Origin of the sequence: Clostridium sp. AM29-11AC, assembly GCF_003480545.1 — a bacterium.
GTDB classification, from domain to species: Bacteria; Bacillota; Clostridia; order Lachnospirales; family Lachnospiraceae; genus Otoolea; species Otoolea saccharolyticum_A.
On the sequence record NZ_QUJI01000004.1, the window covers coordinates 216,007 to 230,094 of the forward strand.

General features: G+C 44.9%; 14 protein-coding genes. 8 read left to right on the plus strand and 6 right to left on the minus strand.

Going from position 1 to position 14,088, the window contains the following annotated elements; all coding sequences use genetic code 11:
• Positions 1–179 precede the first annotated feature (179 nt).
• Positions 180–395: a helix-turn-helix domain-containing protein gene (locus DW757_RS05125; protein WP_002586623.1), complete on the minus strand. Its 216-nt coding sequence runs from the start codon at positions 393–395 to the stop codon at positions 180–182.
• Positions 396–568: 173 nt separating this feature from the next.
• Between DW757_RS05125 and DW757_RS05130 the strand changes: the two genes are divergently transcribed.
• The 8 genes from DW757_RS05130 to DW757_RS05185 all read left to right on the plus strand — a co-directional run bounded on the left by DW757_RS05130 (position 569) and on the right by DW757_RS05185 (position 9,560).
• A complete protein-coding gene (locus DW757_RS05130) occupies positions 569–1,243 on the plus strand; it encodes a helix-turn-helix transcriptional regulator (protein ID WP_227191350.1) in 675 nt (224 codons plus the stop codon).
• Positions 1,244–1,350: 107 nt separating this feature from the next.
• A complete protein-coding gene (locus DW757_RS05135) occupies positions 1,351–2,649 on the plus strand; it encodes a tyrosine-type recombinase/integrase (protein WP_002586625.1) in 1,299 nt (432 codons plus the stop codon).
• 142 nt (positions 2,650–2,791) lie between these two features.
• Positions 2,792–3,175: a hypothetical protein gene (locus DW757_RS05140; RefSeq protein WP_118751156.1), complete on the plus strand. Its 384-nt coding sequence runs from the start codon at positions 2,792–2,794 to the stop codon at positions 3,173–3,175.
• A gap of 967 nt (positions 3,176–4,142) precedes the next feature.
• Entirely contained in the window at positions 4,143–5,732 is a 1,590-nt protein-coding gene (gene mobQ / locus DW757_RS05160; protein WP_118751160.1) for a MobQ family relaxase, read from the plus strand.
• A gap of 71 nt (positions 5,733–5,803) precedes the next feature.
• Positions 5,804–6,451 carry a CHC2 zinc finger domain-containing protein gene (locus tag DW757_RS05165; protein ID WP_182433254.1) on the plus strand — a complete coding sequence of 216 codons (648 nt, stop codon included), beginning with the start codon at positions 5,804–5,806 and terminating at the stop codon, positions 6,449–6,451.
• A gap of 10 nt (positions 6,452–6,461) precedes the next feature.
• Positions 6,462–7,760 carry a virulence-associated E family protein gene (locus DW757_RS05170; RefSeq protein WP_015540959.1) on the plus strand — a complete coding sequence of 433 codons (1,299 nt, stop codon included), beginning with the start codon at positions 6,462–6,464 and terminating at the stop codon, positions 7,758–7,760.
• 320 nt (positions 7,761–8,080) lie between these two features.
• Entirely contained in the window at positions 8,081–8,275 is a 195-nt protein-coding gene (locus DW757_RS05180; protein WP_087175101.1) for an excisionase, read from the plus strand.
• A gap of 85 nt (positions 8,276–8,360) precedes the next feature.
• Positions 8,361–9,560, plus strand: coding sequence for a site-specific integrase (locus tag DW757_RS05185; protein WP_118751162.1), 1,200 nt, complete (start codon positions 8,361–8,363; stop codon positions 9,558–9,560).
• A 174-nt stretch (positions 9,561–9,734) separates the two neighbouring features.
• Here DW757_RS05185 and DW757_RS05190 read toward each other — a convergent pair whose 3' ends face one another.
• The 5 genes from DW757_RS05190 to DW757_RS05210 all read right to left on the minus strand — a co-directional run.
• Positions 9,735–10,115 carry a hypothetical protein gene (locus DW757_RS05190; RefSeq protein WP_118751163.1) on the minus strand — a complete coding sequence of 127 codons (381 nt, stop codon included), beginning with the start codon at positions 10,113–10,115 and terminating at the stop codon, positions 9,735–9,737.
• A 35-nt stretch (positions 10,116–10,150) separates the two neighbouring features.
• A complete protein-coding gene (locus DW757_RS05195) occupies positions 10,151–10,681 on the minus strand; it encodes a hypothetical protein (protein ID WP_118751164.1) in 531 nt (176 codons plus the stop codon).
• Between the two features lie 83 nt (positions 10,682–10,764).
• Entirely contained in the window at positions 10,765–11,655 is an 891-nt protein-coding gene (locus tag DW757_RS05200) for a hypothetical protein (protein WP_118751165.1), read from the minus strand.
• A 335-nt stretch (positions 11,656–11,990) separates the two neighbouring features.
• Positions 11,991–13,232 (minus strand): DUF6070 family protein, encoded by a 1,242-nt coding sequence (locus DW757_RS05205; RefSeq protein ID WP_118751166.1) that lies wholly within the window; start codon positions 13,230–13,232, stop codon positions 11,991–11,993.
• A gap of 15 nt (positions 13,233–13,247) precedes the next feature.
• Positions 13,248–14,088: TraX family protein (locus tag DW757_RS05210; RefSeq protein WP_182433255.1), on the minus strand; the 841-nt coding region annotated here is incomplete at its 5' end.

The following is a 14,088-nucleotide window of genomic DNA, read 5'->3' on the forward strand; positions in this document are numbered from 1 at the left end:
GTTGCGGCTGTCGCTGCGGCAGCGGTGACAGCCCCGTATCAGACGCCGCAGGCGGTTGATACGGAAGCCCCCTGCAAGGGCGAAATACCCAGAGTACAAATCGAAGATTTGTGCGAGGGGTGTATTTCGCTCTCAAACGCCGAGGGCTTAGGGTTACTTTCCGAAAAGAGAATGGATGGTCATTCCACTCTGCGGACATCGTCGGGCTTCAGAAGATTTCTTCCCTGATTGACCGTCAGAAACCGTTCCAGCGTGTCCCTGCGGATAATGGTCTTGCGCCCCACTTTGAGGACGGGCAGCTTTCCCCATTCCACCAGCTTCCGCATGGTATTCCTGCCGATACCCGTACATTCTGCGGCTTCCTCTATGGTAAGTCCCATTTTGACTGCGCTCATTCTATCAACCTCCTTTTTAAAATACTCATTTTGCAACTACTGTTTTATCATTATACTTATTCTGCCATCTCTTGTCAACCTATTTTGCAACTATTCATAGTTTATTTACAACTTTTACCGAGATAAAGGTTGCAAAATAAGTATCGGCGTGTTATACTGATACTAGTCAGGAGGTGAACACCTTGAAAAAAGAAACCACATTCACCGCAAAACAGGTCGGTGGGCGGATTAAGGAACGCCGCACAGAGTTAAACATTACCATGCCGGAACTCGGCAGGCGTGTGGGCGTGAACAAATCCACCATTCAGCGGTACGAAGCGGACGGAGTTGATCCGAAGCGCACAATGGTTATTAACGGTCTTGCGGAAGCGTTGCTCACAACTCCCGAATGGCTGACAGGTCTTTCCGATGATAAGGAATATGACACCTATACTCTCTGCCAGCGGGATATTGATGAACACATCAAGAAGTATCTGGACACAGTTTCCCATACGGTAAAGGGCGAGCCGCACCAGCAGCTTCTCACGACATTTCTCGGCAAGATGGTTGACCTGTATACGGTTATGACCTACTACTTTGCTGACGCTATGGAGGAAGTTGACCGTGTGGCGGAGGACAAAGGGCTGAAAGAGTCTCTTGGGCGGTACGCCATAGAGTCCGGGGCAATCATGGAACAGGTATACCGCAAGAAGATGGAAGTACCGATTGAGGATATGAAACGGTTTTTAGACGGGATTTTACATATCCACGATGAGGGGCGCACAAGAATGTCGATGGGCGCACTTTTCGGGATAGTGGAGGAAGCCGAAGAAAGGCTTTCCGAAAAAGAAAATTCCGTGGCACCTTGACAAGTAAAGACGCCAGTTGACTTCCACTGGCAGAAGTGACACAATTACTTTACGCACACCATATGTCACAGTCCCGATTGCCACGGATAGAAAGGAGTTTTTTATCTATGGCAAAAGGTTCTGTAAGAAAGAAAGGCAAAAAGTGGTACGGACGCTTTTACATTGAAGATGAAAGCGGCAGAAAAGTGCAGAAAGAGTTTGCAGGCACAGAGAGCAAGGCAGAAACAGAAGCCATGCTCCGCAAAGCGATAGCGGACTACGAGGAAAAGCAGTTTGTCGGGAAAGCGGAAAACATCACGGTAGGCGATATGCTGGATATGTGGGTAGAGGAAGAACTGAAACCCGGCAACTTAAGCAACGGGACGGTCATGTCCTATCAGGGAACGGTCAACCGTATCAAGCAATATCCCATTGGCAAACGCAAGCTGAAAACCGTGACCGCCGACCATTTGCAGGCATTTATTGATTTTCTGAGCTACGGTGGGACAAACCCGGACGGGACAACTTCAAAGCCCATGAGCAAAGGATATATGCTCCTGTTCTCGGCGGTGTTGCAAAATTCCTTCCGCTTTGCGGTTTTCCCGAAAAAACTGATTACCTTTAACCCTATGCAGTATGTGAAGCTGAGGGGCAGGAAGCAGGAAACGGATATTTTCTCGGACAGTGAGGAAGATACTTCCAGTATTCCTACTATCACCCATGAACAGTTCCAAAAGCTGGAGGAATTTCTCAAGGCAAAAGATAATCCCGCCTTGCTGCCTGTGCAGATAGCGTACTACACGGGGCTTCGTATCGGGGAAGTATGCGGCTTGACTTGGCAGGATATTAACCTTGAGGAACAATATCTCACGGTACGCCGAAGCATGCGCTATAACGGAACAAGGCACACAACCGAAGTGGGAACGACAAAACGGAGCAAAGTCCGCACCGTTGATTTCTGCGACACGCTGGCGGCAATCCTGCGGGCGGCGAGAACAGAACAGCGCAAAAACCGTTTCCGCTACGGGGAGTTTTATCACCTGAACTACTACAAAGAAGTAAAGGAAAAAGGGCGCACCTATTATGAGGTTTACAGCCTGCAAAGGACAGAGGAAGTCCCGGAGGATTACAAGGAAATCTCCTTTGTCTGCCTGAGAGCAGACGGGGCGTATGAAGCGCCGAGTACGGTAGGGATTATGTGCAGGGCGGCAAAGAAGAAAGTGAAAGGGCTTGAAGATTTCCATTTCCACACGCTCCGTCACACCTACACAAGCAATCTGCTTTCCGGCGGCGCAAAGCCGAAAGATGTGCAGGAACTTCTCGGACACTCCGATGTCAGTACCACAATGAACATCTACGCTCACTCTACAAGGGAAGCGAAGCGCACTTCCGCAAGGCTGCTGGATAAGGTGGTCGGCGGGGAATAAAAAGTTGCCCTTGTTTCGGCTCGTAAGGGCAAAAACAAGGGCAAACAGATAAGGTTTGAATGAAAAACAGGCGTGAAGCCTTGAAAAATCAATGGTTTTTGAGGATTAGATAGTTAAATTGGAATTTGGAGGAGGGAAATCAATGGACAGTTTAATTAAATTCTTGAAGGATAAAATTACTGATAAAACGCCACTGGAAGAGATTGTAGATGTATTTGAGAAGATGTGCAGTATACCACTCGAAGAAGATATGATTTTATTTGAAACTGGAACATTTACTACTTTTGCATCCGAACCAGTGTTTGAAATTTCGTTAGTTAGGCAATTTTCAAATGATGATGAATTTTTCCAACTCCATGTAGATATTTTATACAAGCCTACCAGTGAAAATAAAATATTTAGTGAAGCAACATGGAACGAAGATTTAAGCGAAAATATATTTGACTACATTAGAAAAACAGAAGTTTTTGCTTATGCAAAAAATAAAGAATATATCAAAGTAGAAATATATTTAGACGAAACTTAAATTGCCAACTTCCATTTGTTGTGAAGTTGAACAGAGCGACAAATCCTAAGTTGTAGAGTAGATAATGGGAAGTGATAGAAGTGTTTTATGAAATATTGAAAGGTAATTGCGATGGATAAATTTTTTAAAGCTGAGCAATTCCACAAAAGATACAGACAATTATATGAGCATATTGTGGTAGTGACGCTCATAGACGGAACTACTCTTGAAGGGCTATACAATGACGATTTTTATGAAGACGAAGCGATATTAATAAGTCTTATAGATAGTCCAAATGTAGCAATAGTTAAGATAGATGATATACGGAAAATGGAATTATCTCCGTTGGACTAAATAACGAAGCTTTGCAATAATAAGCTATTGTGAACTATAACCAATTTGTTGAATTTACAACAGTAATTTGAAAGGAGTAATCTTATGACAAAAAAATCTTCTAGAATTGTTGCTGTTATTATGCTGATAATTGCTATTATCTTTTTTGTTGTTGCTTTAAATAACCCCCAGGCAAGTTTCCCTTGGAGCAATATCATTACATATATTCTCTATGGGATATATGTTATTATAATGATAATACTGTTTATTGCTCCATTTAAAAGAAAAAAGTAATTCTAAGTTTGGTAGGGAGAAAATCTGTGGAAGTATTTTGGATTATAATCTTGGTATTAGTGCTATATATTCCTATGATTACACTGATCTCATTTGTTCGGGCTCTTTTCAGTCTAAGAAAAGGGAAAACATATGCCAAAGAAAGATTTCGTGATACTTTTCTACATTTTTTCGTTGAATTACTAAATCCACTAAATTGGTTATTGTAAAGCACATACAAATCCTAATTTATCGGGCCACCCTGACCCGAACTTTCAAAACTGAATACCAGCCGCCACCGGCGGCACCACCGAGCAGGAAATCTTGAAACAGGTTCCCTGCTCTTTTTTTGCCCGGACGCCGGGAGAAAGGAGGACACTACTTGCCATGCCCGCATTTTGACGTGAAAATCATCCAGCGCAGCAAGCGCCAGTCAGCCGTTGCGTCTGCCGCCTATCAGAGCGGGGAACGGCTGTTTTCCGAATACGACCAGAAACAGAAATACTATTCCCATAAAAGCGAAATCGTCCACACCGAAATCATGCTGCCGCCCCATGCCCCGCCGGAGTACGCAGACCGGAATACCTTGTGGAACGCCGCCGAAGCCATAGAAAAACAATGGAACTCCCAGCTTGCCCGGAGGTTCGTGCTTGCCATTCCGAGGGAACTTCCCCCAGAACAGTACGCCGACCTTATCCGGGACTACTGCCGGGAGTTTTTTGTTTCCAAGGGCATGATTGCCGACTTTGCCATCCATGACAAGGGGGACGGAAATCCCCACGCCCACATCCTGCTTACCATGCGGGCAATGGACGAAACCGGGAAATGGCTCCCTAAGAGCCGGAAGGTCTACGACCTTGACGAGAACGGCGAGCGTATCCGGCTTGCGTCCGGCAGATGGAAAAGCCACAAGGAGGACACCGTGGACTGGAACGACCAAAAGTACGCCGAGATATGGCGGCAGGGATGGTCTGATACGGCGAACCGCTATCTGGAAGCCATCGGCAGCCCGGAGCGCCTTGACCTTCGCTCCTATGCCCGACAGGGGATTGATAAAATCCCCACCGTCCACATGGGGCCAGCGGTCAGCCAGTTGGAGAAGAAAGGCATACAGACCAACATCGGAAACCTGAACCGGGACATCAAAGCCGCCAATTCCCTCATGCAGTCTATCCGGCAGATGGTACGCAGCTTAAAGGGCTGGCTGTCCGGCCTGAAAGAGAAAAAGGCGGCGCTGCTGGAAGCGCTGGAGCAGGCAAAGGAGCCGACCATCCCCGAACTGCTTTCCCGGTATCTGGATAAACGGAGCGAGGAACGTACCGGCTGGACTTCCAAGGGGAAGCTAAAGGGAACCGTTGGCGATTTCAACAAGGTCATGGAAGCCCTTGACTTCCTGCGGCAGAAAGAGATTTCCACCGTGGAGAGTCTTGACGCCTATCTGGATGAAGCCAGCGCACAGGCCGTTTCCATCCGTGAGGAAATCAGGCCGATGGAGAAACGTGTAAAAGAGATTGACCGGCTGCTTTTCCATATCGGGAACTTTGAAGCAAACAAGCCGGTTCATGCGAAATATGCTGCTATCCGCTGGAAGAAACCCAAGGAGAAATTTGCCGCCGACCATAAGGAGGAACTGGACGCCTACAACGCTGCCCTGCGGTATTTCAAGGTTCACCTTGATGGGGCGAAGTACAGCACGAAGAAGCTGGCCGGGGAACAGGCACAGCTTTCAGAGAATATTGCTTCCAAGACGGAAGCACTGACTGCCGTACAGGAGGATGTGAAGATTTTGCGGGATGTGCGCCACTGGCTCAATCAGGTTTTGCCATCCGAGCAGTACCGCCAGACCGCAGAGCCGGGAAAGAAACCGTCCATCCAGCAGGCGGTCAAAGGCCGGGAGCAGCGTATCCGGGAGGAACAGGCAGAGAAACGCCAGACGCCCCGCCGCCAGCAAAAACAGGATATGGAACTTTAACCAATCAGGCGCTTGCCATTTTCCCCGTGAGAATGACAGGCGCTTTTCTTATTTTCAGGAGGATTTGCCTATTGAACGTATTTGAAGCCGTGAAGCAGTCTGTTACCACCCGGCAGGCCGCCGAGCATTACGGTATCCGGGTAGGAAGAAACGGGATGTGCGTCTGCCCCTTCCATGACGATAAAAACCCCAGCATGAAGGTTGACCGGCGCTTCCATTGCTTCGGCTGTCAGGCAGACGGGGATGTGATTGACTTTGTTTCCCGTCTGGAAAACGTCAGCCCCAAGGAAGCCGCCCTCATGCTGGCGCAGGACTTCTCTATCCCCTATGAGGATAAGGAGCCGCCAAGCAGGAGCCGCTGCCCCCAGCCCCGGCAGGAAAGCCCGGAGCAGCAATTCCGGCGCATGGAGCGCCACTGTTTCCGGGTATTGTCTGACTATCACAATCTGCTGCGCCGCTGGAAGCGGGACTATGCCCCCAAGACGCCGGACGAGGAATGGCACCCGCTTTTCGTGGAAGCCTTGCAGAAACAATCCCATGTGGAATATCTGCTGGATGTGCTGCTGTTCTCCGACATAGGGGAACGGGCTGCCCTGATTGCCAGCTACGGAAAGGAAGTGAGGAACCTTGAGCGGAGAATGGCAGACCTTGCCGCCCGAACTGCGGCAGGCCGTGACGGACACCATCGAAGCCGCACCACCGCCCCGGAGCGCCCCTGAAGTAAAAGCCATGCTGGAAAGCACCGAGAAAGGCGGCGTGCGGAACAGTATCCACAACTGCCTGACCGTGTTCCAGTATGACCCCATCCTTTCCGGGGCGGTTGCGAAAAATCTCCTGACCGAGCGCATTGACCTTCTAAAGCCCATCGGCAGGAAACGCAGAACCGGCAGTAAGGCCATGACCGACACGGATATGAAATATATCCGGCTGTATCTGGAAGATACCTACGGCCTGACCAGCGAGAAAAAGATAGCAGACGCCGCCGATCTGGCCGCAGACGCCAACAGCTACCATCCCATCCGGGACTATCTGAGCGGCCTTGTCTGGGACGGGAAAGAGCGTATCCGCTACTGCCTGCGGCACTTTCTGGGAGCCGACACGGACAACTTCACTTACCATTCCCTGCGGCTGTTCCTGCTGGGAGCCATCCACCGGGCTTTCAGCCCCGGCTGTAAGTTTGAGGTCATGCTCTGTCTGGTAGGCGGTCAGGGAGCCGGGAAATCCACCTTCTTCCGGCTGCTGGCCGTAAAGGACGAGTGGTTTTCCGATGATTTGCGGAAGCTGGACGATGATAACGTGTACCGGAAGTTACAAGGCCACTGGATAATTGAAATGTCGGAGATGATTGCCACTGCCAACGCCAAGAGCATAGAGGAAATCAAGTCATTTTTAAGCCGCCAGAAGGAGGTCTATAAAATCCCCTACGAAACCCACCCGGAGGACAGGCTGCGGCAATGCGTGTTTGGCGGGACTTCCAATGCGCTGGACTTCCTGCCCCTTGACCGTTCCGGGAACCGGCGCTTCCTGCCGGTCATGGTCTACCCCGAACAGGCCGAGGTACACATTTTGGACGATGAAGCCGCTTCCAGAGCCTATATCGAACAGGTATGGGCGGAAGCCATGACGACCTACAAAAGCGGCGATTTTAAGCTGTCTTTTACACCCGAAATGATACAGTACCTCAAAGAACACCAGCGGGATTTCATGCCGGAGGACACCAAGGCCGGGATGATACAGGCATACCTTGACCGCTACACCGGCAGCGCCGTATGCTCCAAGCAGCTTTTTAAGGAAGCCCTGAACCATCCCTTTGACGAGCCGAAGCAATGGGAAATCCGGGAAGTCAACGACATCATGAACCACTGTATCACGGGATGGAAGTATTTCTCCAATCCCCGGATATTTGAAGGATACGGCAGGCAAAAGGGCTGGGAACGGGAAGCCCCGGCAACGGGCGCTGACAACGGGCGTGAAAAAACGCCGGACGGATTTGTGGAAGTGACCGAGCAGATGGAACTTCCCTTCTGAAAAATCCGGGGAAACCACAGCCGGTTGCCGACCCCGTTGCTATCCCGTTGCCGAGCCGGTTGCCGGGAAAAAGCCCGTAACTGCGGGCTTTTCTCCCCTCTGACAACCAAAGCAACAGAAAAATAAAAGAAAAAGTAAATAAACAGTAACCCGCCAGACAGAGATTGTTTTCGAGGTTTTTTGAAGCCCGTTGCCGGACTTCGTTGCCGACCCTCTCCTGTCTGGCTTATTTCATTTGCGCAGGCAACGAGCCAAGCGGATATGCTTGCATATCCATTTGGCGACTGCTGCGACAACGATAGTTATGGAGGTAACTGCCTATGAAAGAAGTCCCTATTTGGGAGAAGAGTAATCTAAGTCTGGAAGAAGCTGCGGCTTATTCTGGAATTGGTATCAATAAATTGCGTGACCTGACAAACGACCAGAATTGTCGGTTCGTTTTATGGGTAGGAAATAAACGCTTGATTAAACGCCGCCTGTTCGACCAGTACATTGAACAGGCTTATTCTATCTGAAATTTGTGATGTAAAAGGCGGCCTTGATATGATACAATAGTTATGTCATATCAAGGCTCTTTCCATCACGGAAAGGAGTTTGACAATGTCCGAGAAACGCAAAGACCATAAAGGAAGAATCCTGCGGACAGGAGAGAGCCAGAGAAAAGACCTGATTTATCAGTACCGCTATACAGACATTCGAGGCAAACGGCAGACCGTCTATTCCTCTGATTTGAAGGAACTGCGGGAAAAGGAAAAAGAAATCCAGAAGCAGCTTGATGAAGGGATTGACTATGCCGCTGGAAAAGTAACTGTGATTGCCCTTGTGGAGCGTTATATCAGTTTGAAACAGGGCGTGCGCTACAATACCAAAGTCGGTTACAATTTTGTTCTGAACCTGATAAAGAAAGAAGATTTTGGCTACCGGCAGATAAGGGATATTAAGGTATCAGACGCGCAAAAGTGGATTATGAAGCTCCACAGTGACGGGAAAGGGTACAGCACCATTACCAGCGTCAGGGGCGTTGTGAAACCCGCTTTTCAGATGGCATACAACGAGGATATTATCCGCCGAAATCCCTTTGATTTCAAATTAGTGGACGTGGTTCCCAATGACTCACAGAAACGGATTGCCTTGACGGAGGAACAGCAGGAGATTTGGATGGGCTTTATCCGGGAGGACGAAACCTACACCAAGTATTATGATGAATTTGTCGTGCTGCTGGGAACGGGAATGCGTGTCAGTGAGTTTTGCGGCCTTACAAAAAGTGATTTGGATTTTGAGAACCGGCGAATCCGGGTAGATCATCAGCTTGTCCGGGAACGGGGCGGAAAGTATTACGTCGAGAAAACAAAGACGGAGTGCGGCTGCCGTTTTATTCCGATGACAGAGGAAGTCTATCAAAGTTTGAACAATATCCTTGAACGCCGCAAGAAGATAAAGACGGAAATCATTGTAGACGGGTACAGCGGCTTTCTGCTGCTGGATAAGGACGACAAGCCCAAGGTAGCATTACACATAGAAAATGAAATGCGCTGGGCGATGAAAAAGTATAAGAAGTTGTACCCGGACAAGCCGCTGCCGCATATCACGCCCCATGTGTTCCGCCATACCTTCTGTACGAATATGGCAAACGCCGGTATGGATATAAAGACCTTGCAGTATGTGATGGGACACTCTGATGTGGGAGTAACACTGAATGTCTACACCCACGCCAGCTATGACCGGGCGGCGGAGCAGATGGCGAAAATCATTGATTTCAAAGAAATGGGCACGCCGGAAAAGCGGAGAAAATCAGGTTGAAAATGCACCGAGTTACTACACCACTTACTACACCATTTGCCCGTGAATTCGCGTAGATTTACAAAGAATAGCGTAGGTTTGGGGCAAAACACAAAATTTGAAAAAAGCGCCGGAAAGCCCGAAATATCAAGGTTTGAAGGCTTATGAAGGGATATATAAGATATGATAAAAATACTATTCATCTGCCACAAAAGTATTTTTTACATAAAGGGCTATATGTTCATCATATTGTTCCACTTTTATATCAAATTTAAGGTTATATAAAATCCAATTCCACGCAAAGAGTAATATGAGGGAAATCGTCACTACAACACTTATCACTCTTGTCACATTTTTGATCCAACCACTTAAATGGATCTTTAATTGCTTTTGTAATAAGCATACGCCCACAATTAACATACATTGCCAAAGAACACATAAGATTAAGGCAATTCGAATTGCTCTTTCTGGGATATAATACCAGCCATCATCCAGCACTTTCTCTCCAACAAAGAAAATTATCGAGGCAACGATAAGTATACCAAATATAAATACTAAGATGCGTTTTCTTATCACTCTTTTTTCTATTTGTAAAACCTCCCTTTATCAATCTATTTTAAAAATGAATGCTGTGGCTCTTTTTCCTGCTGAAATGGATCTCCGCCACCATTTCCATAATCTTTCCATCCTATCTGTTCCGTTCCACGGAACAAAACGTTTTTGTACTCATAATAATAAACTGTCTCTTGCAGAAAGCTATGTACACTGGCTACCATACGGGTTCCATTTTGCTCCACAATATGCTCAGGGCTGTAAAAGAACACACTACTTAAAAAGCCTATTCCAATTGCTACTATAATTCCCCCACAATATATTACGCAAAATGTGGCTCGTAATATTCGAATCCCTCTTGGAATCTGTTCTTTGTTCTTCCAAAAAAGACTTCTTCCTATCCAAAAGACCAGTATCGCAATTGATATTCCTCCAAACCAGGACAATAGCATCTGTGGAATATTTCGTAATGCTGAATCAGTGGAAACTTCTATCAAACTAACAATAATCCTTACCAGAAAAAATACTACAATAGGAATAACGCCCCAATATTTTTTACATCTCTCGCCTATCAGTTCATGTTTACTCATTGGAATTCTCCCCTTGTTCCACTGGGAAATTATGTTTAATTTCCCTATCCAATTTAAATCTTTGCGGAAATATTTTTCGTCTTTTAATTTGTAATACTGCTTTCAATTCTTTTTGGAATATTACTTAAGATCCATTCCTGCGCTTTCTTTTTACATGGCATTGTATTTCCATGTGTAGATACATGACGCATACATTCTTCTGCCATTTGCTTATTTCCGGTTTTATCAAAACATTCACCCAGCAAATACTGACGCTGTACTTCATTGTAAGGATTCTTCCCTTTATACGTTCCTAAAAAAGCTGCTGTCTGCTCATATTTTTGTTCCAGAAACATCTGCTCTGCAACAAATAATTTATGCTTTTTGAATGCAGGAGCCGCCTTTTGGAACAGACTGTTATATTTATCAGTGTCTAAATGGTAATACGCCTCGACAAGATCCAAATTCATAATTGCCAGCTTATATAAACTACTATTCTTTTTTCCTATCCATTCCTCAGTTAAAAATTGTCTGCATTCCTCCAATTTTGCATTTGAAATCAGTGCCGTTGATAACCTTTGCTGCAACAACATAAAAAGTAATTTCTGAAAGCCCCTGAATTTCAACTTCTTTCCATAGGATACCCCGTATCTCATTGTCTCCAGATACATTTCAACATCACACTGTTGCAGAACAATTTCATCAATTTTGATAAGGTCTCTCAGAATTATATAGTATATCCATATTAACGAAAAAGCTAAGCCGACCACGCCACAAAGCACCACCAAATACGGATATGTATATATCCAACCATAATCCCATATAGAAAAGAACAAAAGGGTTTCCTTATGGGGTATTGGATTCCCTGAAAAAAGGCTGACAATTCCTATCATTAAAATATAGACAACCAGAAGGACTAAAAATCCTTTTGTTCTTCCTTTCTTCTGGCGGTCATAAGCGCGTTGAATCTGATCTTCTGATCTTTTGTCTAACATATTGTATTTCCTCCGTTCTTCTACAAAATCCCACTTTTCTGCACATCCGTTATCCTATCTCAATTTAATGTCCCCAAAAATCTTGTTCTTCTAATAAATCTGGCCTATCTCGCCATGAATAAACAATATGGTATCTATCATCGATTACCTTTTCTGAAAAACTTATCCTGCTATGCTCTACCAATTCAATGATCTAGTTCTTTTCTGGTGCAACTATATATGACCATTCATTTTTCCGTTCAGCAGAATAATAATCTTCCAGGTCATTTTCTTACATTTGTAAGATTACCACAAAACGCTGCATATATCAAATCATTTTCCCAAATTGAAGCCAATTATTCTTCGCGTATCCGGTATTGATAGTCTGGTATATCTTCAATGCCATCATTCAAAATTTTGTTTCCCAAGTACTGAAAAATCCCACCCTCAAAAAAACGTACTGTAAGTTCGTGAGTAATAACTGCATCATTACAGATAACCATTTCACATACAGCTTCTACCGTCAACGTCACTGTACCATCTTCATTTTCCCTAATATCAATAACTTCCGGCAAAGAAGTTCCAAAAAATGTTGGTGAATAATTCATACACCCAAGTCTCGCCCAAGGATAAGTCTGACTTTCCTCATCAAACACTCCATATTCCCGGATCTGATCTTCCGTTATCGGGAGATACTCCATAATCAAGTCTTCAAACGTATCCCTGGGAATTCCATTTGGATAGTCCTCTGCATTGAATCTTTCTCCATATTTCATTGTATATAGGTATTCATACAATCCATTGAAATCTAATTCTTCCATATGTGTTGCATCCCAATTTGAGCATAAAAGATTATTTCCTCGATACCCTAACCCCTGTACACATCTTTCAGACATTTCTCTCTGTTCTTCTGCCATCGGCTTCACTCTAATTAGATAACTCCCGTCTACCATTTCTGTTACCTCTGGATACTCTGGAACACAGAGTTCGTAACAAAACCATCCCTTTTCTGTGTATTCCCACTGTTTGATTCTAGTATAAGAAACATAGGAAATTGATGGCTGATTATTCCGATTCCAAATTCCTCCAGTAGCCAAAAGATACATATCTGTCCCATCAAAAATATATTCTTTTCTACTAACGCTACCGCTGTAATTTAACTCATAGACGACCGCAGAACCCTTTTCACCGTTCATACAGGCATATAGGAAATCCTCTAGCTTCTTATAATTCTCCATTACCGCATAAGGTTCTGGACTAGTTATAGGATTTCCAGTTTCCATAATTATTTCTTTCATTTGAAGTATGGTTTCGTCTGAAAGCACTACATTAGAAGCGATTCCTTTATCCGCATTTATATAAATATCTTCAATCATTTCCATAATTTCTTTACATTCTTCTTTTGCCAGTTCCCCCGCTTTTTCATCCACAGGCAGATCGTATCCTTTTTCATACACATCCTTTTCATTTATCTCAACAACTGTATCTGAAGAATTGACCTCGGTCTCTGTACTCGATTTACTTGAAGAATCCCCATTTTGGCACGCGCCTAAAAATACCATACAAAATATCAGCAAAAATAAAGATATTTTTTTCATAGAACTTCCTCCACTCTATAAGAAATAATTTCTGATATACCATAAAGCAACAATATGCACGGGATATATGATATAAAAAAACCATTTTTTTGATTTCCCCTTATTTTTGTTATACATAAGCAAAAATGGCAAACTCCCAATCATCATCCATTCATAATTCTGCAGCCAAATAGATCCGCCCAATTCAGCAGGCGGAAGCCCGATAACCGTATCTAACAGATACCGTAAACCCTCTAGAGGGGCAGTCAATATTGGAAAATGAAAGCGCAACCATCCAAGTGACAGCGAAATTATGGAAGTTGTGGTCAGACCAAATAGGAACACATCAAATATACAAAAGCTCGCTGCTAGTTTAATTTTTTGATTTCTGAATAGCCAAAACAGCACACCTAGAAAAACATAAATCAAGCCGCCTTCCAAATTAAAAATAGTTCCCATAACTGCTGCCAGAACATACACAATAAACGATTCGGGTAAGCATAAGCACGATAAAAGAATGATGCATATTCCAATCGTTCCGATCTGCCAGCATAAATAAAAAACAAGTTTCTTTCCAAACTCTAATTTCTTCTGATAGCACTCAAACAGATATAATATAACCATCAAGCTGAACAGCGACCGAAAAAAATTATTGGGAATATACAATTTCCATTGAATAAGAGACATGATAACTCCGGCAATGTAGAGTCTAAATAAATATTTTTTTCTGTCTCTCGTATATGTAAAGCTCCAAACACTACAAAAGATAAAGATAGGAGCCACCAACCGTCCAATCCAGCGCATCCAAACGGGCATACCGAGGCTGTAAAATATTCTGTGTCTATGGGAATGAAACCTTCCAGATAAGAATTCGATA

Coding starts and splice junctions, on each gene's coding strand:
- DW757_RS05125 (WP_002586623.1), bottom strand. CDS start 395: ATGAGCGCAGTCAAAATGGGACTTACCATAGAGGAAGCCGCAGAATGT.
- DW757_RS05135 (WP_002586625.1), top strand. CDS start 1,351: ATGGCAAAAGGTTCTGTAAGAAAGAAAGGCAAAAAGTGGTACGGACGC.
- DW757_RS05140 (WP_118751156.1), top strand. CDS start 2,792: ATGGACAGTTTAATTAAATTCTTGAAGGATAAAATTACTGATAAAACG.
- DW757_RS05170 (WP_015540959.1), top strand. CDS start 6,462: ATGCTGGAAAGCACCGAGAAAGGCGGCGTGCGGAACAGTATCCACAAC.
- DW757_RS05180 (WP_087175101.1), top strand. CDS start 8,081: ATGAAAGAAGTCCCTATTTGGGAGAAGAGTAATCTAAGTCTGGAAGAA.
- DW757_RS05185 (WP_118751162.1), top strand. CDS start 8,361: ATGTCCGAGAAACGCAAAGACCATAAAGGAAGAATCCTGCGGACAGGA.
- DW757_RS05195 (WP_118751164.1), bottom strand. CDS start 10,681: ATGAGTAAACATGAACTGATAGGCGAGAGATGTAAAAAATATTGGGGC.
- DW757_RS05200 (WP_118751165.1), bottom strand. CDS start 11,655: ATGTTAGACAAAAGATCAGAAGATCAGATTCAACGCGCTTATGACCGC.
- DW757_RS05205 (WP_118751166.1), bottom strand. CDS start 13,232: ATGAAAAAAATATCTTTATTTTTGCTGATATTTTGTATGGTATTTTTA.